Source organism: Pseudodesulfovibrio pelocollis, assembly GCF_030282845.1.
Classification (GTDB): domain Bacteria; phylum Desulfobacterota; class Desulfovibrionia; order Desulfovibrionales; family Desulfovibrionaceae; genus Pseudodesulfovibrio; species Pseudodesulfovibrio pelocollis.
Genome location: NZ_JASTWE010000033.1, coordinates 24,630 through 43,567, shown reverse-complemented (window position 1 = coordinate 43,567; position 18,938 = coordinate 24,630). Strand labels below are relative to the sequence as shown.

Here is an 18,938-nt window from a genome sequence, read left to right as displayed (position 1 = left end):
ACACTAGATATCAAGGAGCGCGTCCTCGGCAAGGACCACCACGAGGTGGCGGCCACATGCAACAACCTCGCTGGCCTCTACTACCAACAACAGCGGTTTGACGAGGCAGAGGGGCTCTTTCAAAGAGCCCTGGATATCAAGGAGCGCGTCTTCGGCAAGGAGCATTACGATGTAGCCATGACCCAACTCAATCTGGCGCTCTTCCATACAGCCCAAAACAACCCTGCCGAGGCGAAACCCCTGGCCCTGACGGCCCTGGCCACTTTCTCGAAGGTTTTCGGCCCGGACCACGAGTACACAAAAAAAGCGCAGGCACTCGTGGATGCGCTGCATGAATAGGTCGGTTCAGACCCGAAACTCCCCGCCCTCATAAATCAGCTTCGGCTCGCCGGTCCTCAAGATGGCCGTGACCCGTTTGGGTTGGGTGTTGACCAGGTCCCAATGCATGTCCGAGGCGTTGAAGCCGAGGGTCGCGGCCAGCTCCGGGGTGAGCAGCTCGGGGGGGCCGGTGAAGCTTTCGAGGACCGAGCCGCCCAGGGCGAGGTGGCAGTTGCCGCTTGGGCCGCCGAAGTTCTCGTCGAGCAGGGTGTGGGCCATGAAGCGGTCCACGCGGGAGAAGCGCTTGTCGGTCAGGGAGAACTCGCCCACCCGGCGCGCGCCGGAATCCGAATACATCTGATTTTGCAGGAAGACCTGGCCGCGCCCGGCCTCGACCCTGGCGGCCACGCCGTCGGTGAATTCGAGGGCCGCGCCCATGACCAGATGGCCGTAGCGCAGGGTGGGCTGGTCCGCATAATAGGTGCCGGACACGCCGCGCGCATCGGGCGCAAAGTATATCTCGTAGCCGGGGATATTGGCCCCGCTCACGCCCACGAAGCGGCGGTTCTCGCCCATTGGCACGGTCAGGTCCACGTCTGCGGACTCCACGTGCAATCGGGCGATGCCCAGCCCATCGAGCCATGCGCAAATCTCACTGACCTCGCGATGCAGCCGCCGCCACTCGCGCACCGGGTCGGGCATGTTCAGCCAGCAGGCGCGCAGCACGGCATGGGCGTATTCCTCAAGGGCCATGCCCGATGCCTCGGCCAGGGCCTGGGTGGGATAGAGACAGGTGGTCCAGCCCAGGGTGCCCGCGAGCCTGCGCCGCTCCAGGATGCGCCGATTGGGGCCGTCGGCCTTGCGGGCCTCGGCAATGGTGCGCGGGTCCACGGTCTGGAGGTGGGTCAGGTCTTCGGGGGCCAGGATGTTGATGGCCCCGGCGGCCCGGGAATAGAGCTCGGCCACGCCCGGCTGCTGGAAGACAAGCTGGCCGAAGCTGGAGTTGAGATAGCGCTCCATCTCCATGTAGGGCGTGGGCATGGCCACGGGCACGGGCATGAAGTGGGCGTCCATGAGCCGCGAGTACACGGCCTCGGCCAGGGCCAGCCCCGGGATGTCGTAGCGGATGAGGACCACATCGCCATTGCGCAGGGGCGCGGTCCGGGTCTGCGCCAGCGCCCAGACCATGACCTCGGCATAGTTCTCCAGATCAACGGCGTCGAAAAGCGGCACACAGACTCCTTGGCTTGCGAATACTTGCCGGGGCTTGCGGGGCGGCCCGTGCCGTCCCTGTTCCACACACTCTGCCCGGCCACTCGGATTTTGACAACCGGCTGGTTCGGACGTACCTCTCTCAAATGCCTGTTTTACCCACGCCTGACTACCGCCCCCCGCTCCCCTTTCGCAGCGGCAACCTGGCCACCCTCTACCCGCCGCTCATGCGCCGCATCCCGGCCTGCTCGCCTCGGCCCGAGCGCATCGAGACCCCGGACGGGGATTTTCTGGATGTGGATTTTCACCCGAGCCGCATCGGGTCCACGCGCAGGCTGGCTGTCATCAGTCACGGGCTGGAGGGCAGCTCGCGCCGAAAGTACGTGCTGGGCATGGCGGCCATGGTCACGGACCTGGGCCTGGACGCGGCCTGCTGGACCCAGCGCGGGTGCGGCCTTGAGCCAAACCGGCTGCCCCGGCTCTATCACTCGGGCGAGACAGGCGACCTGCACACGGTGATCGCCCACAGCCTGGGCACCGGCCAGTACGACGAGGTGGTGCTCATCGGCTTCAGTATGGGCGGCAACCAGATTCTCAAGTATCTGGGCGAGGCCCCGGACCGGGTGCCGCCCCAGGTCAGGGGCGCAGCCGTCTTCTCGGTGCCGTGCGATCTCTCGTCGGCCGAGCGGGTCATCAGCCGGGCCGCCCTGGGCATCTATCTGGAATACTTCATGCGCGGCCTGCGGGCCAAGGTGCGGGCCAAGGCGGTGGAGTTTCCCGACATCTACGACGCGTCGCGGCTCAGGGGCATCGACTCCCTGCGCCGCTTCGACGACCGCTACACCGCGCCCATCAACGGCTTTTCCGATGCCGAGGACTACTACGCCCGGTCAAGCTGCGCCCGCGTCCTCGACGACGTGCGCGTGCCCGCCCTGCTGGTCAACGCCCGCAACGATCCCTTCCTGACCAGCCGCTGCCTGCCCGTGGCCCAGGCCCGGCGCAATCCGTCCCTGCTGCTGGAGATGCCCCGCTACGGCGGCCACGTGGGCTTTGTGGCCCCAGGCAACGCCTATTGGTCGGAAACGCGCACCCGCCGATTTCTGGTCGAGCTGCTGGGACTGGGCTGAGGGCCGCCCGGCGCTTCTGCGGCGCGGCTACTCCCGAGGCCGGTGCTCCAGCACCCGCCTGGGGATGGGCGGAATCTTGTCCGCGCAGATGGCCATGAGCTTGCGCCGCGCTTGCTCCCAGGTCTGCTCGGTAAAGAAGAAGGTCTGCGGGATGGCGCGGACATTGCCGTCATACATCGTGATGAGCAGGCCATCTGCGTGGATCGGCAGCCACCGGGAAGCATGCCTGCGCCGATGCTCCTCGAAGGAAACAGCGGCCGCAAAGGTCAACTGAACCTGACAGCCGATGTCCCATCGCTGGTTTTCCGAATCAAGGTCATCCATGTCCGGAAAAAGCTCCACCAGGATCGACTCCACCCGGTCACAGGCAAGGATGAACGGCGCAGGTTCGTCTGCCTGCGCCAGACCGGGAAATCCCGCAGCCAGGGCCAGGAGGAGAAAGAGCTTTGGCAGGGTGCCTGTGTGCATGATCCTCAAGGCTCTGCCCCGCTTCACGGGATATGCGATGTGACTTTTTCGGGACACAGGCTCATTGCCGCATCCAGAGCCTCTGTCGGTGTTGCCCGCTCAATCGCAAACCAGTCTCCACCTGTGGAAATGGCAACTTTGGGGAGTTCGAGAGCTATGGCTTCAATATGTATCAGAATTGTGTCACGAGGACAGTCGGCAAGGACTTCCTTCAAATCGCTCTTTGTCGCATCCACCACCACGCTTGCGACATACAGCGTTTCTGTTTTTCCCCCGGGCAAATGCCGCCTCCCTTTGCCCACGTCAATCGCCACCACGCTTTCGCACGGCACATTCGCTTCACATGCCCACGTGACTTTGGCTGGGGTCAGCAACCACATAAGGATCATTGCAGCCATCAGGAGCATCCCCTTCATTCGCCTAACCCCGCCCGCTCCGGCCGCCGTCCAAAAAACCGGAGCATGACCCAGAGGATGGTCAGGGGCACCAGGGCGCCGATGACCGCGAGCTGGCCGACAAAGGCGGGCTTGGAGGGCCAGTCGAGCCCGATGAGGGCCATGGACCCGGCTCCGACGAAGAAGATCATGAAGGTCAGGATGGACGAGGCCGCGCCGATGTCGGTTTGCACTTGCTCAAGGCACATGTTGTTGCTGATGGGCCGAGACACGCCGATGGAGAAGGTGATGCAGAACATGAGCGCGGCCATGGTGACGGGCGAGGGCGCGCCGAACACGGCCAGGGCCGCCCCGGCGATCAGCACCCCGAAGAGCGAGACGAACAGGACGCGCACCGAGCTGACGGACACGGTCAGCCGGGTGCAGGCAAAGGAACCGAGCATGATCCCCAGGGCATTGACGGCGAAATAGGTGCCAAAGGCGTGCTCGGACACGCCGAATCCGGTGATGTAGATGTCCGGCGAGCCGCCGATGAAGGCGAAATGGGGCAGGACCATGATCGAGAAGGCCAGGGTCAGGGCCATGAACCGGCCGTTGCCAAGGACCATGCGGTAGCGGCCCATGACGGCCAGGAAACCGCCGCTGGTGAACTCGGTCAGCGGCTCCTTGAGGCGCGCCGCGCCATAAAGCGCCACCAGGGCCAGCACCCCCTGGCAGGCGAAGATCCACCGCCACGACGCCACCTGGAGCATCAGCCCGCCCAGAAAGGGCGCGAGCATGGGGCACACAGCCAGGATGACCCCGATATAGCCCAGGATTTTCTGACGCATGGGCCCCTCGTACAGGTCCTTGGACAGGGCAAGCGAAAGGGCCGAGGCGGCTGCGGCCCCGGCGGCCTGGACCACCCGGGCCACCACGAGCATGGTGATGGAATCGGCCACGGCGCACAGGCCGCAGCCCACGATGAAGAGCGTGATGCCCCCAAGGAGCACCGGGCGGCGGCCGAAGCGGTCCGAGAGGGGACCGTGCACCAGCAGGAACACGCTGAAGGCCATGAAGAAGACCACCAGCGACATGTTGGCCTCCACCACCGAGATGCCCCACAGCACCTGTAGCGTGGGCAGTGCGGGCAGATACATGTCCGTGGAAAGGGCCGGAAAGGCGGCGAGCATGGAAAGCAGGAGCAGGTTCGGCATCAGCGGTATCCTTGAAAATAAGACACCCTGTCATCGCGACAGGGTGCCTTTCTGATACGCCCCAAGATTTTGAAACGCTAGCTGAAAATCAGCTCCCCGTCGCGTTCGTCCACGGTGACGGTGGCGCCGTCGGCCAGTTCGCCGGAGATGATCAGCCGGGCCAGAGGCGTTTCCAGGCGGGTCTGGATGTAGCGGTGCAGCGGCCGCGCCCCGAAGTGGGGGTCGTAGGCGGACTGGGCGATGAAGGCCCGGGCCGCGTCGGTCATGGTCAGCCCGATCTTGCGGTCGGCCAGCCGACCCCGGAGACCGTCCACCATCAGGTCCACGATGGCCATGAGCTGGTCGAGGCGCAGGGGCTTGAAGAGCACGGTCTCGTCCACGCGGTTGAGAAACTCGGGCCGGAAGTGGCGGCGCAGCACCTCCATGACCTGATCGGCCACACCCTCGCGGAACCCGCCCTGCTCGTCGATGCCGTCGAGCATGTATTCGGCCCCGAGGTTGGAGGTCATGATGACGATGGTGTTCTTGAAGTCCACGGTGCGGCCGTGGGAGTCGGTCAACCGGCCGTCGTCGAGGATTTGCAGGAGCACGTTGAACACGTCGTGGTGCGCCTTTTCGATCTCGTCGAAGAGGACCACCGAGTATGGCTTGCGGCGCACGGCCTCGGTCAGCTGGCCGCCCTCGTCGTAGCCCACATAGCCGGGGGGCGCGCCGATGAGCCGGGCCACGGTGTGCTTCTCCATGTACTCGGACATGTCGATGCGGACCATGTTGTTCTCGGAGTCGAACAGGGCCGAGGCCAGGGTCTTGCACAGCTCGGTCTTGCCCACGCCCGTGGGGCCGAGGAAGATGAAGGAGCCGATGGGCCGGGACGGGTCCTTGAGCCCGGCCCGGGCGCGCAACACGGCGTCGGCCACGGCCTGCACGGCCTCGTCCTGGCCGATGACCCGCTCGTGCAGCACATCGGGCAGCTTGAGCAGCTTCTCGCGCTCGCCCTCCAGAAGCCTGGCGACCGGGATGCCGGTCCAGCGGGCGATGACCTGGGCCACGTCATCCGGGCCGACCTCCTCCTTGACCATGCGCGGCACATCGCCGGACTCCAGCGCCTCGTTGCGCTGGGCCAGCTCCCGCTCAAGGGTGGCCAGGGTGCCGTATTCCAGCTCGGCGGCGCGGTTGTAGTCGTGGATGCGCTTGGCCTCCTCGATGGCCCGGCGGGTGGACTCGATCTCCCCTTTGAGGGAACGCAACCGCTCGATGCCGGACTTCTCGTTCTCCCACTGGGCCAGCAGGGCGGACTGGCGCTCCTTGAGTTCGGCCAGGTCCTTTTCCAGCTTGCCCAGCCGCTCGCGCGACGCCTTGTCGGTCTCGCGCTTGAGGGCCTCGCGCTCGATCTCAAGCTGCATGATGTGGCGGTTGGCCTTGTCCAGCTCATAGGGCTGGGAGTCGATCTCGGTACGGATCAGGGCTGCGGCCTCGTCGATGAGGTCGATGGCCTTGTCCGGCAGTTGGCGGTCGGTGATGTAGCGGTTGGAGAGCACGGCGGCCTCGACCACCGCGCCGTCGGAGATACGCACGCCGTGGTGGACCTCGAAACGCTCGCGCAGGCCGCGCAGGATGGAGATGGTGTCCTCCACCGAAGGTTCTTCCACCAGCACGGTCTGGAAACGGCGCTCCAGGGCCGGGTCCTTCTCGATGTACTTGCGGTACTCGTCGATGGTGGTGGCGCCGATGCAGTGCAGTTCGCCGCGCGCCAGCATGGGTTTGAGGATGTTGCCCGCGTCCATGGCCCCGTCGGTCTTGCCCGCACCCACGATGGTGTGCAGCTCGTCGATGAACATGATGATCTGCCCGGCCGACTCCTGGACCTCCTTGAGCACGGCCTTGAGCCGCTCCTCGAACTCACCGCGATACTTGGCCCCGGCGATGAGCGCGCTCATGTCGAGACTGAACACGGTCTTGTCCTTGAGCCCCTCGGGCACGTCCTGGGCCACGATGCGCTGGGCCAGCCCCTCGGCGATGGCCGTCTTGCCCACGCCCGCCTCGCCGATGAGCACCGGGTTGTTCTTGGTGCGCCGCGAGAGGATGCGGATGACGCGCCTGATCTCGCTGCCCCGGCCGATGACCGGGTCGAGTCGGCCCTGGCGGGCCTCCTCCACCAGATCGCGGCCGTATTTCTTGAGAGAGTCGTAGGTGGCCTCGGGGCTGTCAGAGGTGACGCGCTGCTTGCCGCGCACCTCGCTCAAGGCGGCGAGCACCTTGTTGGCGTCCAGGCCGAACTGCTTGTTGACACGGCCCACGCCCGTGGACGGCGGCTCGTTCATCAGGGAGAGAAAGACGTGCTCCACCGAGACGAACTCGTCCTTGAGGCGGCGGGCCTGATCGTCGGCCGCCACCATTACGGACTGGAGCCGCTGGGTGACCAGTATCTGATCGGGCCGCGCGCCGGGTCCGGAGACGCGGGGCAGCCTGGCTATCTCGGCGTCCACCGCGCCCAGGTAGGCGTCCGGGGCCGCGCCGAGCCTGCGGAGTATCTGGGGCACCAGCCCCTGGTCCTGCGCCACCAGGGCGTGCATGAGGTGTTCGCAGTCCACCTGCTGGTGGCCGTGGCGGATGGCGAGGTTCTGGGCCTCGGACACGGCCTCCTGGGTCTTGCGCGTGAATTTGTTGGGGTCCATGCGTGGTCCTCCTTGTTCACCTGTTCAAGTGGCGACTGGCTCAACGGAGCGAAACATCGTGCCCGGGCGGGCTGGTCATGCCCGATGGCCCGGCCCTGCCCGGCCCTGCCCGATGGATCAGACAAGCCGCCTGAGTTCCTCTATTTCCTTTTCCAGTTCCTCGATGCGCTCCAGCAGGTCCACGATGATGGACCCGCCGTCAAAGGAGATGTCGAGGTCCTTGACCAGCCGCATCAGCTTGTGGATGCGGTAGACATCGCGCAGCCGGAAGAGATACTCCGCCGCCCCGGTCCTGGCCGGGGTGATCCAGCCGAGGTCCACCAGCTCCGCCACCTGGGCCGGTTCGATGCTGGTCAACTCCACCAGTTGCGCCCAGGCCACGTATTCGCTTCGCTCCGGCAGGTTCAGGCCGGGCAGCCGCATCATGATCTGTTCCAGTCGTTTGGTGGTCATGGTCGATATCCTCTAGAAATTCCTGGGTGTGAAGGACGAAGCCTCCTTGAGTTCCTCCCACAGTCGCCGCTCATCGCCCGAGAGCCTGTCGGGCGACTGGATCATGATGCGCACGTACTGGTCGCCGCGCCGCGCGCCGCTGCCCAGCCCGCGCCCCTTGATGCGCAGCTTCTTGCCCGAGCCGATGCCCGGCGGAATCTTCATCTCCACCGGACCGTCCAGGGTGGGGATGCGTACCGTGGCCCCGAGCACGGCCTCCCACGGGGCCAGGGGCAGGTCGAGGACGATGTCGTTGTCCTTGACCTTGTAGAGGTGGTGCGGCATGAGCCTGATGCGCAGGTACAGATCGCCCCTGGTCCCGCCGCTCAGGCCGGGGTTGCCCTGGCCCGCCAGCCTGATCTTCTGGCCGTCCTTGACCCCGGCGGGCACCTTGACCTCCAGGGTCTTGGTGGTCATGCGCGGGATGCCGTCCGGCCCGGCCACCTGCTCCTGCAGGGTGATGGACTTGGTGCCGCCCTGGTAAGCCTCCTCCAGGGTCAGTTCGTACACGGCCTCGGAATCGCTGCCGCGCCTGGGGCGCGAATGGAAGCCTGAGCCGCCGAACCCCTGGGAGAAACCGCCCTGCTGGAAGCCGCCGCGAAAGCTCCCGCCACCCCCGCCGAAGATGGTCTCGAAGAAGTCCGAGAAGCCCGCACCCTCGAAGTTGACGTTCTCGTAGCCCGGCGGGGGCTGGAAGTTCTGCCCGTGCTCCCAGTCCGAGCCGAACTGGTCGTAGAGCTTGCGCTTCTTCTCGTCTTTGAGCACCTCGTAGGCCTCGTTGATCTCCTTGAACCGGCCCTCGGCCGCGGCGTCGTTGGGATTGAGATCGGGGTGATACTTGCGGGCCAGCTTCTTGAAGGCCTTGCCGATCTCATCCTTGGTCGCGGTCCGGGACACGCCAAGCAACTTGTAATAGTCTTTGTATTCCATGGGGCAAAGATTCCTCTGCTTGGTCAAAAAACATTTTATTGAATCAGGATTGTAAGGTAATATGCTTTCAAAACGTGTCAAGAAAGGAACCGGTCCTGACCCGACATTTTTTCCACAATCTTTTCCACAGCCGACAAAGGAACAGTCCGATGACACACGCCTCCAAAGCCATCCCCTGCGTCCTGCTCATCACCCTGGCCCTGGCCTGCGTCGCCTGGACCCCGTGGGGGGCCATCTACGGCAGCGCCCGAGACGAGCGCAGCGTCGGCGATCAGGCTGCGGACAAGAAGATATCCCTGACCATCAAGGGCGCCATGGCCGACCGCGACGCGAAGATGGCTCTCAAGATACACGTCTATTGCTTCCTGCGCCACGTCTACCTGGTGGGAGCCATTGATGATCGGGACTTCCGCGACTTTGCGGTGGAAACCGCCAAAGGGACCGAGGGTGTCTCCCAAGTCTACACCCACCTGGTGAACGAGACCGACACCATGAGCGCCGACCTGGAGATCGCGGCCAGGGTGCGCGCCGCCCTGATCGCGGAAAAGGCGCTGAGTTCCACCCAGATCGAAACCGAGACCATGAACGGCGAGGTGGTCATGGTCGGCATGGTGCGCAGCGAGAAGGATGCCCAACTGGCGGTGCGCATCGCCCGGGGTGTTCAGGGCGTGCGCAAGGTGACCTCCTACCTGATCCCGCCCAGATAGCCCAAGGCCCGGCACACGACAGCCTACACGCGAACCAACCACATCCATTCGGAGAGACCGTGCCAAAGACCTGTGTCATGATCGTGCTTGACGGCCTGGGCGACCGGGCCCATGGAGAACTCGGCCACCAGACCCCCTTGCAGGCGGCCGAAACCCCGACCCTGGACCGCCTCGCAGCCCTGGGCAGCACCGGGCTGTACCACGCGGGCAAACTGGGCCGCCCCATGCCCAGCGAGGACGCCCACTTTGCCATGTTCGGCTCACCCAGGGAGGAGTTTCCCGGGCGCGGACCGCTGGAGGCGCTGGGAGCCGGGGTGGACCTGGACGACGACATCATCGCCATGCTCGCCTATTTCACCTGCGTGCTCGAATCCCTGGAGGGCCATCTCATCGTCAAGCACGACCGCATCTGCGGCACGCCGGACGAGATCGACGCCTTTCACGCGGCCGTGGCCAATTATTCGCGCGACGGCATCGCCATCGACCTGCACCGCACCGGCGGCATGTCCAGCGTGCTGACCATGCGCGGCGATGTTTCGCCCTACATCACCGACTGCAACCCCATGGCCGACGGCCGGTTCGTCGCGGCCGTGCGGCCCCTGGCCTCCCACGCCGACGACCCTGCCGCGGTGCGCACGGCCGGGGCCCTGGCCGAATACCTGCGCTGGGCCTACGCCCGGCTGTGCGAGCTGTCGCAGAACAAACAACGGGTGCGCCAGACCCTGCCGCCCATCAACGGGCTGGTCACCCAGCGCGCAGGCAGGCTCACCTCCCGCGTCACGATGCGCGACCGCTACGGGCTGCGCGCCCTGTCCATGGCCAGCGGCTTCATGTACAAGGGCCTGGCCGCCTATCTGGGCCTGGATTTCCGCAAGGTGCGCGACAGCCGCGACCCGGCCCGCGACCTGGCCGAGCGGGTGCGGCTGGCCACCGAGTGTGTGGACCGCTACGACCTCATCCACATCCACCACAAGGCTGCCGACAGAGCCGCCCACACCAAGAGCCCCCGGGGCAAGGTCAAGGCCATCGAGGCCCTGGACCGGGGCCTGGGCGAGACCGTGGACCCGCTGCTGGCCAACGAGGATGTCCTGCTGGTGGTGACTTCGGACCACTCCACCCCGAGCCGGGGCACGCTCATCCACTCGGGCGAGCCGGTGCCGGTCCTGTTCGCGGGCGAGGGCGTGCGGCGCGATGCAGTGGCCGCTTACGACGAGGTGAGCGTTGCGGGCGGTGCGCTGGGCCTGTTGCGCGGCGACGAGATGATGCACATGATCCTCAACTACCTGGACCGAGCCCGCATGGTCGGCACACACGACTCGCCCAACGCCCAGGAATTCTGGCCCGGCGACTACGACCCCTTCCTGGTCCGACCCTAGCCGCGACAGGCCGGACGTCAGCGGGAAAAGCCGTGGAATGAAGCGGCACGGGCCAGAGCGGGCACCCCGCTCCGGTTTACTCGTCGTCCAGCTCAGGGGCGTCATCAAGTTCCGGGTCATAATCCTTGGTGGTCGGATTGTAGCAGTAGCGGCAGCGGCCGGGCCGCCGGAACCAGTGGATCAGGCCGCTTCCGGCCACGAAGCCGCCCACGTGGGCCCACCAGGCCACGTTCTGGGCACCTTCGGCGCTCGAGATCAGCCCGGCCACCAGCTGGGACAGGAACCACACGGCCAGGAAGAGGCCTGCGGGTATCCGCAGGAAGAGCGGTATGAAGAGGATGGGCACCAGGGTCAGCACCCGGCCGTGGGGATAGAGCATGATGTACGCGCCCATGACACCGGCCACGGCCCCGGACGCGCCGATGATGGGCACCGACGAGGACTGGCCGAAGAGCATCTGTAGCCCGACTGCGGCCAGCCCGCACAGCAGATAGAAGATCACGAAGCCGGAATGGCCGGTGACGTCCTCGATGTTGTCGCCGAAGATCCAGAGCATCCACATGTTCAGAATGACATGGACCCAGCCGCCGTGCAGGAACATGTAGGAGACCAGCGGCCAGCCCAGGGTCTCGGGATACCCGGCCCCCATGGCCCAGGAAGGCTCGAAGAACCGGGCCGGGACCACCCCGTGGACATGAAAGAGATGGGCCAGGGAGCGCGGGTCAAGCCCGAGGCTGTATAGAAAGATCGCCGCATTGAGGAGGATGATGACCGTGACCGCCACGGGCAGGGTCACCCGGGGCACGTTGTCCCGGATGGGTATCATTGATCGTCGTCCTCACCCGGGTCCGCAGACCATTCGCCCTCCCCGATCCCGTCCGCCTCTTCCGCCTCGTCCCCCTCGGCCTCCTCGGCCATCAGGGCCAGTTCTCCGGCAGCTTCGCGGTCCATGGTCGCGGCCAGCTCGGGCCACAGGCCGTCGAGCCAGGCTCCGGTCCCGGCCATGCGCTCCTCGAACCGGGCCAGGGCCAGTCCGTGCAGCCGGACGGCCTCGGCCTCCAGCCGGGCCAGCCCGGCGTCGTTGTCCAGAACCACGTGACAGGCGGCCAGCTTGTCCGCTTCGGGCCATTGCCAGGAGTCGAACACGGCCAGGGTCTCGGCGTCCAGGCCGCGCGCCCGGAGCAGTTCGCCGGTGCGCAGGGCGTCCGGGCAGCGCACCCCGGCCACCATGTCCACCATCCCGTCGGTGTGCCAGCCGCCTTCAAGCAGCAGCGGCACCTCGGCATAGGCCACGGGGGCGTCGCGATGGGCGCGGAAAAACATCTCGCACTGGTGGCGGACCATGGGATGGATCATGTCCATGACCTCGCGCCGCAGCCCGCCTGACCCGCGCATGGCCGCAAAGAGCGCGGGCCGGTCCACCCCGCCGTCCTCGCGCAGGTACGCGCCGCCGAACCGGCTGCCGAGCATGGATGCGCCGTCGCCGCCCGGCTCGTAGAGCCAGCCCACGGCCTCGTCCGCGCTGAAGCAGGGATGCCCGGCCCGGCGCAGGAACCCGAGCAGGGCCGACTTGCCGCTGCCCGGCATGCCCACGATGCCCACCCGCAGGCACTCCCGGGGCAGGGCGGCCAGCAGGGAGCAAAAATCATCGGGCGGCTCGCGCCACAGGATGAGCGGCGCGGCCGTGGCCGGATGGCGCAGGGCAAGATGAAAGGCATGGAGCATCTGGCGCGGGGCCAGCCCGGCCAGCCTGTCCGGCCTGCGCGACCACTCGGCGTTCTCGCGCGAACCGTAGGCCGCGTCCCCCAGCAGGGGATGGCCGATGTGGGCCATGTGGACCCGGATCTGGTGGGTGCGTCCGGTGTGGATGCGCACGGCCACAAGGCTGGCCAGGCCGCGCGGGCCGGTCCACAGCACCCGGTAGTCGCTCAGGGCCTCGCGTCCGCCCCTGGGGGTCACAGCCATGCGCGTCTTCTGGTTCGGATGCCTGCCGATGGGCTCGTCGATACTCCCCCTGGCCGGGTCGGGCCGCCCGTGGACGATGGCCAGATAGACCTTGCGCACCCGGCGCGCCGCGAAATCGGCGGCCAGCCGCAGCCTGACAGCCTCGGTCCGGGCCACGGCCATGAGGCCCGAGGTGTCCTTGTCCAGCCGGTGGACAATGCCGGGCCGCTGCCTGTCCATGCCCGAGATGTCGGCCGCCATGTCCGGCCAGCGGTGCAGCAGGTGATTGACCAGGGTCGGCCCCGGCTCGCCGGGCGCAGGGTGGGTGGTCAGCCCGGCCCGCTTGTCGATGACCATGAGATGGTCGTCCTCGAAGACCATGGCCACCTCGCCGGGCACGGCCCTGGCCTCGTCATCGACCGCGGGCGCGCCGCCGTCGCCGATGCGCAGGGTCTCGCGGCCCGTGAGGACATGCTTGCCCCGGGTCACGGCCTCGCCGTCCACCAGGGCCAGCCCGGCCTCGATCCACTCCCTGACCCGGCCACGCGACACGCCCTCGCCCGCCAGCTCGCGCGCCCAGAACTTGTCGAGCCGCACCCCCTGATCGGACGGCTCGGCCATGCGCTCCCAACTTCGTTTTTCCGCTTTCGTGCTCATGCCCCACGATATACCGGGAATCATTGGAAAGTAAAATTCATTTTCCCGCGAGTTCCCGCAGGCGGCCAATTTGGCCTTGACCCGACCGGGTCTGGGGACTAGAAAAGGAAAGTTTTGCGCAGGCGGCATGAAGCCGTCGTTCTATATCCAACCCACATCGCACAAAGGGGAAGTTTCGTGGCCCTACACGTGGTTGACCACCCGCTCATCCGGCACAAGATCGGCATTCTTCGCAAGCATGACATTTCCACCAGCCGCTTCCGCCAGTTGGCGAACGAGGTCACCCGGCTCCTGACATACGAGGCCACCAAGGACTTCGAGACCGAGAAAATCACCATCCAGAGCTGGGCCGGTGACGTGGAGGTGGACTCCATCAAGGGCAAGAAGGTCACGGTGGTGCCCATCCTGCGCGCCGGGCTGGGCATGATGGACGGCGTCTTCGACATGATCCCCGGGGCCAAGGCCTCGGTGGTGGGCTTCTACCGCGACGAGGAGAGCCTGGAGCCGGTCCAGTATTACGTCAAGCTCGCCAGCCAGATGGAGGAACGCACCGCCTTGATCCTGGACCCCATGCTGGCCACCGGCGGCACGCTCAATGCCACCATCAAGCTGCTCAAGGACTCGGGCTGCAAGTCCATCCGGGGGCTGTTTCTCTGCGCCGCGCCCGAGGGCATCGAGCGCATCCTGAGCGAACACCCGGATGTGGAGATATATGTGGCCGCCGTTGACGAGAGGCTCAACGACATCGGCTACATCATCCCCGGCCTCGGAGACGCCGGGGACAAGATATTCGGCACCAAATAGGGAGTCGGGCACGCCGGGCGGCGTGCCTTTTTTTTGGGGGAGTCATATCGGGGCCGGCGGGGGCGTCGGCCGCAACCACGAGGAGGAGTCGAGAGATGCGTGACGTTCATTCCACTGAATACAGTTTCAAGCCCAAGGACGCGCTGCTGGGCGCCCAGATGCTCTTCGTCGCCTTTGGCGCGCTGGTGCTGGTGCCCCTGCTCACCGGCCTCGACGCCAACGTGGCCCTGTTCACGGCGGGCGCGGGCACCCTGGTCTTCCAGGTCATCACCCGGGGCAGGGTGCCCGTGTTCCTGGCCTCAAGTTTTGCCTTCATCGCGCCCATCATCTACGGCGTGCAGACCTGGGGCATCCCGGCCACCATGTGCGGCCTCTTTGGCGCGGGCGTGCTCTACATGATCATCAGCCTGCTGGTGCGCATCTTTGGCGTGGGCATGCTGCGCCGCATCCTCCCCCCGGTGGTCACCGGCCCGGTGATCATGGTCATCGGCCTGGTCCTGGCCCCGGTGGCCGTGCACATGGCCATGGGCCGCACCGGCGACGGCTCGGCCTGGCTCGTGCCCAGCGCCACGGCCATGATCATCGCGGGCGTGGCCCTGGTCACCACGGTCTTCGCCTCCCTGCTCGGCCGGGGCTGGATCAAGCTCATCCCCATCCTGCTCGGCATCGTGGCGGGCTACACCACCTCGCTGGTTCTTGATTTCACCGGCTTCACCGCCGCCACCCAGGCCGTCTTCGACCCCGGCCAGCTGCCCAACTGGACCGGGACCGCCCTGATCGGTTTCGACGCGGTGGCCAAGGCCCCGCTGCTGGCCGTGCCCAACTTCGTCTTCCCGGAATGGAGCGCCGAAGCCCTGCTGTTCATCGTACCCGTGGCCATCGCCCCGGCCATCGAGCACTTCGGCGACATCCTGGCCATCGGCGGCATCTCGGGCAAGGACTACGTCAAGGACCCGGGCATCCAGCGGACCATGCTCGGCGACGGCGTGGCCACCTCCCTGGCCGCCACCCTGGGCGGGCCGCCCAACACCACCTATTCCGAGGTCTCGGGCGCGGTGGCCCTGACCCGCGCCTTCAACCCGGCCATCATGACCTGGGCGGCCATCACGGCCATCGTCCTCGCCTTTGTGGGCAAGCTCGGCGCGATCCTGTCCACCATCCCCACCCCGGTCATGGGCGGCATCATGATCCTGCTCTTTGGTGCCATCACCGTCATCGGCATCAACACCCTGGTGCGCGCGGGCAACGACCTGATGCTGCCGCGCAACCTGGCCATCGTGGCCATCATCCTGGTGGTGGGCATCGGCGGCATGACCTTTGACATGGTCGTGGTCAAGCTGGGCGGCATCGGCCTTGCGGGCATCGTTGGCGTGGTCCTCAACCTCGTCCTGCCCTGCAAGGACTGCAACGACCCCTTGCCCGACGAGATCTCCCCGGCAGGCCCTGACCACCGCACCGACCTCTAAGCCTCAATCCGACTCGACACCACCGGCCGGGAACGCGCGACGTTTCCGGCCGTATCGGTTTTGCGGCCCGGGCCATTGCCGGCATCTTTGCATTGGACCGAACCGCACGAACCCGATATGAGAAACGAGCCACCCAAGGGAGACGACAATGCGCGAAACCGTGACCGGACTGGTCCTGACCCTCAACGGCGAGCGGCTGCTCGAAAAATGCCTCACGTCCCTCGACTTCTGCGACGAGCTGCTGGTGGTGGACTCCGAATCCACCGACCGCACCCGCGAGATCGCCGAGTCCTGCGGGGCGCGGGTCATCGTCAACCCCTGGCCCGGGCCGGTGGCCCAGTTCAAACTCGCCCTGGCCGAGGTGCGCACCGACTGGATCGTGTCCCTGGACCAGGACGAATACCTGACCGACGAGCTGCGCGCCGCCATCATCGAACGGCTGGCCATGCAGGAGCCGGTGGCGGGCTACCATGTATCGCGCAGTTCTTTTTATTTCGATCGATTCATGAAGCATTCCGGCTGGTATCCGGATCTTCTGCTGCGCGTGTTCCGCACCGGCCAGATGGACGTCTCGGCCAGCGGCGCGCACTACCACTTCACCCCGCGGGGCAAGACCGGCAGGCTCATCGGCGACATCCGCCACTTCCCCTACGAATCCTTCAGCCAGCACATGGAGAAGATCAACTACTACGCCGAGGAAGGGGCCAAGGCCCTGCGCGAGAAGGGACGCCGGGGCGGCCCGGTCACTGCCCTGCTCCACGGCGCGGCCCGCTTCCTCAAGCTCTACCTGCTCAAGCTCGGCCTGCTCGACGGCCAAGCCGGGTTCTACAACGCCATGGCCGGATTCTACTACACCTTCCAGAAATACATCCGCATCGAGGAAACCGGCAAGTGGGGCGACAACTGACCACTTTCCCGTATTATTTCGCCAGCCGTATTCCGCACCGCACCGTCTTGTGATAGGGATTCCCATAGCGCAAGGCGCAGCGCGCTCTCACCCATCTCTCGACCATCACCCACTTCAGGAGGCGTCATGAATTTCTTCAACCCCGAGACCATCCAGTCGCTGCTCGAACAGGCCGTGACCCTTGTCTCCATCCACGGCCTCAACCTCGTCATCGCCCTGATCGTCTTTTTTGCCGGCCGGGCAGCGGCCAACAAGATCGCGGCCCTGGCCCGGGCCATGATGATCAAGGCCCATGTGGACGACACCCTGCGCTCCTTTTTGCGCAACATCATCTACTACGCCCTGATGGCCGCAGTGACGGTCATGGCCATCGGGCAGGCCGGGTTGAACGTGACCTCGTTCCTGGCCGTGCTGGGTGCCGCCGGTCTGGCCGTGGGCCTGGCCCTCAAGGACTCCCTGTCCAATTTCGCGGCCGGGGTCATGCTCATCATGCTCAAGTTCTTCAAGCGCGGCGACTGGGTGACCGTGGCCGGGGAATCGGGCACGGTCACATCCGTGAGCATATTCAACACCATCCTGACCACGGCCGACAACCGCGTGGTCATCGTGCCCAACTCGGCCATCCTCTCAAGCACCATCGTCAACGTCACGGCCAACGAGACTCGCCGGGTGGATCTGGTCATGGGCATCGGCTACGGCGACGACCTGCTCAAGGCCAAGGAACTGCTCCGCAAGATCGTCACCGAAGACCCGAGGGTGCTGCCCGCCCCCGCGCCAGTGGTGGAGGTGCTAGAACTGGGCGAGTCGTCGGTCAATTTCGTGGTCAGGCCGTGGGTCAAGACCTCGGACTACTGGCCCACCTACTTCGCCATCACCGAAAAGGTGAAGCTCGTCTTCGACCAGGAGGGCATCTCCATCCCCTTCCCGCAGCGCGACGTGCACCTTTATCCTGCCGAAAAATAGAAAAAGGGGAGCCGCGAGGCTCCCTTCGTCTTTGCGGGCAATCGAAAGAGATCAGGAATTCATGGAGGCCAGATCATCGAGGATGACCCCGGCGGCCCGCGCGGCAGCCCCGGGCTCGCCCACCATGGTGCGCAGCCCGGCCAGATCGCGCCTGACCGCGGCGAGCTTGTCCGGCGAATCGAGCCAGGCGGCTGCGGCTGCGGCCAGATGCGGGGCCGTGGCCCGCTCCTGGATGTGCTCAGGATATATCTCGCGGCCCGCGATGAGGTTGGGCAGGCTGATGTGCGCCACCCTGACCAGCATCCGGCCCACCATGGCCGAAAGGGCGGAAACCTGATAGGCCACCACCACCGGGGTGCCGATGAGCGCGGTCTCCAGCGTGACCGTGCCTGCGGCGGCCAGCATCATGGTGCAGGCGCGAAAGGTCTCGTACCGGGCCTCGGGCTCGACTATCTCAACCGGGATGTCGCTGTCCCACAGCGAGAGCAGCCGCTGGCGCTCCATACCCGGGGCGCGGATGATGACAAATCGCAGATTCGGGCGCTTTTCGCGCAGCAGCCTGGCCGCCCCGGCAAACTCGGGCAGCAGGGTCGAAACCTCCCGGGTCCGGCTGCCGGGCAGCAACCCTATTAGGGTGTCGTCCACGGCCATGGCGTCGAGCCGCTCAAGGGGCAGCACGTCCATGAGTGGATGGCCCACATAGTCCACGGCCATGGCGTGGCGCGCGTAGAATTCTTTCTCAAAGGGCAGGATGCAGATGACCCGGCGGACATGCTCGCGCAGGAATTCCACACGCTTGGGCCGCCAGGCCCACAGTTGCGGGCTGATGTAGTAATAGACCGGAATGCCCAGCGCCCGGGCCATCTTGGCAACGCGAAAGTTGAACTCCGGACAGTCGATGAGCACCACGGCCCGGGGCCGCACGGCCTTGAGCGCGAGCCGGATGCGCCGCAAAAGCAGCAGGATGCGCGGCAGGCCGGAAAGGATCTCGGTGATGCCCACCAGCGAGATGAGGCCCATATCGTACCGGGCCTCGAACCCCTGGGCACCCATGGCCGGGCCGCCAATGCCGGTGAAGCGCAGGCCGGGGTCCCGGTCGCGCAGGTGTTTCATCAGCTCGGCCCCGTGCAGGTCGCCGGAGGCCTCGCCAACGCTGATCCAGATGGGGGCGTGTGAATTGTCCGTCAGCATGTCCGCTGAGTATCCCATGTGCGGCCTGGGGGCAAGGCGGGTGTCACCGCGTCGCCCGCTCATGCCGGGGTTGCCAAGCGCGCACCGAGCGGGTAGTAAGGCGGGCGCGA

Annotated in this window: 18 protein-coding genes; 8 read left to right on the top strand and 10 right to left on the bottom strand. The window is 66.1% G+C overall.

All coding sequences use genetic code 11. The features are described from left to right. Positions 1-339, top strand: a 339-nt coding sequence (locus tag QQS14_RS11980; protein ID WP_285907236.1) for a tetratricopeptide repeat protein, incomplete at its 5' end; no start/stop codon positions are given. 6 nt (positions 340-345) lie between these two features. Here QQS14_RS11980 and QQS14_RS11975 read toward each other — a convergent pair. Further along, positions 346-1,551 carry an aminopeptidase gene (locus tag QQS14_RS11975; RefSeq protein WP_285907235.1) on the bottom strand — a complete coding sequence of 402 codons (1,206 nt, stop codon included), beginning with the start codon at positions 1,549-1,551 and terminating at the stop codon, positions 346-348. A gap of 125 nt (positions 1,552-1,676) precedes the next feature. On the opposite strand from QQS14_RS11975, the gene QQS14_RS11970 reads away from it, so the two are divergent. Beyond that, entirely contained in the window at positions 1,677-2,657 is a 981-nt protein-coding gene (locus QQS14_RS11970) for a YheT family hydrolase (RefSeq protein WP_285907234.1), read from the top strand. A gap of 27 nt (positions 2,658-2,684) precedes the next feature. Here the strand turns inward: QQS14_RS11970 and QQS14_RS11965 are convergent, their stop codons facing one another. The 6 genes from QQS14_RS11965 to QQS14_RS11940 form a co-directional block, all read right to left on the bottom strand. Next, the gene (locus QQS14_RS11965) at positions 2,685-3,125 is read right to left on the bottom strand and encodes a hypothetical protein (protein ID WP_285907233.1); all 441 of its coding nucleotides are present in this window, start codon (positions 3,123-3,125) and stop codon (positions 2,685-2,687) included. 23 nt (positions 3,126-3,148) lie between these two features. Continuing rightward, the gene (locus QQS14_RS11960) at positions 3,149-3,523 is read right to left on the bottom strand and encodes a hypothetical protein (RefSeq protein ID WP_285907232.1); all 375 of its coding nucleotides are present in this window, start codon (positions 3,521-3,523) and stop codon (positions 3,149-3,151) included. A gap of 14 nt (positions 3,524-3,537) precedes the next feature. Beyond that, entirely contained in the window at positions 3,538-4,716 is a 1,179-nt protein-coding gene (locus QQS14_RS11955) for an MFS transporter (RefSeq protein ID WP_285907231.1), read from the bottom strand. A 77-nt stretch (positions 4,717-4,793) separates the two neighbouring features. Continuing rightward, entirely contained in the window at positions 4,794-7,391 is a 2,598-nt protein-coding gene (clpB, locus tag QQS14_RS11950) for an ATP-dependent chaperone ClpB (protein ID WP_285907230.1), read from the bottom strand. Positions 7,392-7,508: 117 nt separating this feature from the next. Beyond that, the gene (locus QQS14_RS11945) at positions 7,509-7,844 is read right to left on the bottom strand and encodes a chaperone modulator CbpM (protein ID WP_285907229.1); all 336 of its coding nucleotides are present in this window, start codon (positions 7,842-7,844) and stop codon (positions 7,509-7,511) included. 12 nt (positions 7,845-7,856) lie between these two features. After that, a complete protein-coding gene (locus QQS14_RS11940; protein WP_285907228.1) occupies positions 7,857-8,813 on the bottom strand; it encodes a DnaJ C-terminal domain-containing protein in 957 nt (318 codons plus the stop codon). A 149-nt stretch (positions 8,814-8,962) separates the two neighbouring features. Between QQS14_RS11940 and QQS14_RS11935 the strand changes: the two genes are divergently transcribed. Next, positions 8,963-9,520, top strand: a complete 558-nt coding sequence (locus QQS14_RS11935) for a BON domain-containing protein (RefSeq protein ID WP_285907227.1) — start codon at positions 8,963-8,965, stop codon at positions 9,518-9,520. Positions 9,521-9,579: 59 nt separating this feature from the next. Beyond that, positions 9,580-10,896, top strand: coding sequence for a BPG-independent phosphoglycerate mutase family protein (locus tag QQS14_RS11930; RefSeq protein WP_285907226.1), 1,317 nt, complete (start codon positions 9,580-9,582; stop codon positions 10,894-10,896). 76 nt (positions 10,897-10,972) lie between these two features. Here QQS14_RS11930 and QQS14_RS11925 read toward each other — a convergent pair whose 3' ends face one another. Continuing rightward, positions 10,973-11,722, bottom strand: a complete 750-nt coding sequence (locus QQS14_RS11925; protein WP_285907225.1) for a rhomboid family intramembrane serine protease — start codon at positions 11,720-11,722, stop codon at positions 10,973-10,975. Then, on the bottom strand, positions 11,719-13,497 hold the full coding sequence (locus QQS14_RS11920) for a dephospho-CoA kinase (RefSeq protein ID WP_285907224.1): 1,779 nt from the start codon (positions 13,495-13,497) through the stop codon (positions 11,719-11,721). The genes QQS14_RS11925 and QQS14_RS11920 overlap by 4 nt, the downstream gene beginning before the upstream one ends. A gap of 177 nt (positions 13,498-13,674) precedes the next feature. Between QQS14_RS11920 and upp the strand changes: the two genes are divergently transcribed. From upp to QQS14_RS11900, 4 genes are all read left to right on the top strand, one after another. After that, positions 13,675-14,301, top strand: coding sequence for a uracil phosphoribosyltransferase (gene upp, locus QQS14_RS11915; RefSeq protein ID WP_285907223.1), 627 nt, complete (start codon positions 13,675-13,677; stop codon positions 14,299-14,301). 95 nt (positions 14,302-14,396) lie between these two features. Then, positions 14,397-15,767: a uracil-xanthine permease family protein gene (locus QQS14_RS11910; RefSeq protein ID WP_285907222.1), complete on the top strand. Its 1,371-nt coding sequence runs from the start codon at positions 14,397-14,399 to the stop codon at positions 15,765-15,767. A 148-nt stretch (positions 15,768-15,915) separates the two neighbouring features. Then, positions 15,916-16,674 carry a glycosyltransferase family 2 protein gene (locus QQS14_RS11905; protein WP_285907221.1) on the top strand — a complete coding sequence of 253 codons (759 nt, stop codon included), beginning with the start codon at positions 15,916-15,918 and terminating at the stop codon, positions 16,672-16,674. A gap of 126 nt (positions 16,675-16,800) precedes the next feature. Continuing rightward, positions 16,801-17,637 (top strand): mechanosensitive ion channel family protein, encoded by an 837-nt coding sequence (locus tag QQS14_RS11900; protein ID WP_285907220.1) that lies wholly within the window; start codon positions 16,801-16,803, stop codon positions 17,635-17,637. 51 nt (positions 17,638-17,688) lie between these two features. Here QQS14_RS11900 and lpxB read toward each other — a convergent pair whose 3' ends face one another. Continuing rightward, entirely contained in the window at positions 17,689-18,846 is a 1,158-nt protein-coding gene (gene lpxB, locus QQS14_RS11895) for a lipid-A-disaccharide synthase (RefSeq protein WP_285907219.1), read from the bottom strand. Positions 18,847-18,938: the final 92 nt, after the last annotated feature.

What these genes read in the sequence shown, in the direction of transcription:
- QQS14_RS11970 (WP_285907234.1), top strand. Translation starts at nt 1,677, where the DNA reads ATGCCTGTTTTACCCACGCCTGACTACCGCCCCCCGCTCCCCTTTCGC.
- QQS14_RS11965 (WP_285907233.1), bottom strand. Translation starts at nt 3,125, where the DNA reads ATGCACACAGGCACCCTGCCAAAGCTCTTTCTCCTCCTGGCCCTGGCT.
- QQS14_RS11960 (WP_285907232.1), bottom strand. Translation starts at nt 3,523, where the DNA reads ATGGCTGCAATGATCCTTATGTGGTTGCTGACCCCAGCCAAAGTCACG.
- QQS14_RS11955 (WP_285907231.1), bottom strand. Translation starts at nt 4,716, where the DNA reads ATGCCGAACCTGCTCCTGCTTTCCATGCTCGCCGCCTTTCCGGCCCTT.
- clpB (WP_285907230.1), bottom strand. Translation starts at nt 7,391, where the DNA reads ATGGACCCCAACAAATTCACGCGCAAGACCCAGGAGGCCGTGTCCGAG.
- QQS14_RS11945 (WP_285907229.1), bottom strand. Translation starts at nt 7,844, where the DNA reads ATGACCACCAAACGACTGGAACAGATCATGATGCGGCTGCCCGGCCTG.
- QQS14_RS11940 (WP_285907228.1), bottom strand. Translation starts at nt 8,813, where the DNA reads ATGGAATACAAAGACTATTACAAGTTGCTTGGCGTGTCCCGGACCGCG.
- QQS14_RS11935 (WP_285907227.1), top strand. Translation starts at nt 8,963, where the DNA reads ATGACACACGCCTCCAAAGCCATCCCCTGCGTCCTGCTCATCACCCTG.
- QQS14_RS11925 (WP_285907225.1), bottom strand. Translation starts at nt 11,722, where the DNA reads ATGATACCCATCCGGGACAACGTGCCCCGGGTGACCCTGCCCGTGGCG.
- QQS14_RS11920 (WP_285907224.1), bottom strand. Translation starts at nt 13,497, where the DNA reads ATGAGCACGAAAGCGGAAAAACGAAGTTGGGAGCGCATGGCCGAGCCG.
- QQS14_RS11910 (WP_285907222.1), top strand. Translation starts at nt 14,397, where the DNA reads ATGCGTGACGTTCATTCCACTGAATACAGTTTCAAGCCCAAGGACGCG.
- QQS14_RS11905 (WP_285907221.1), top strand. Translation starts at nt 15,916, where the DNA reads ATGCGCGAAACCGTGACCGGACTGGTCCTGACCCTCAACGGCGAGCGG.
- QQS14_RS11900 (WP_285907220.1), top strand. Translation starts at nt 16,801, where the DNA reads ATGAATTTCTTCAACCCCGAGACCATCCAGTCGCTGCTCGAACAGGCC.
- lpxB (WP_285907219.1), bottom strand. Translation starts at nt 18,846, where the DNA reads ATGGGATACTCAGCGGACATGCTGACGGACAATTCACACGCCCCCATC.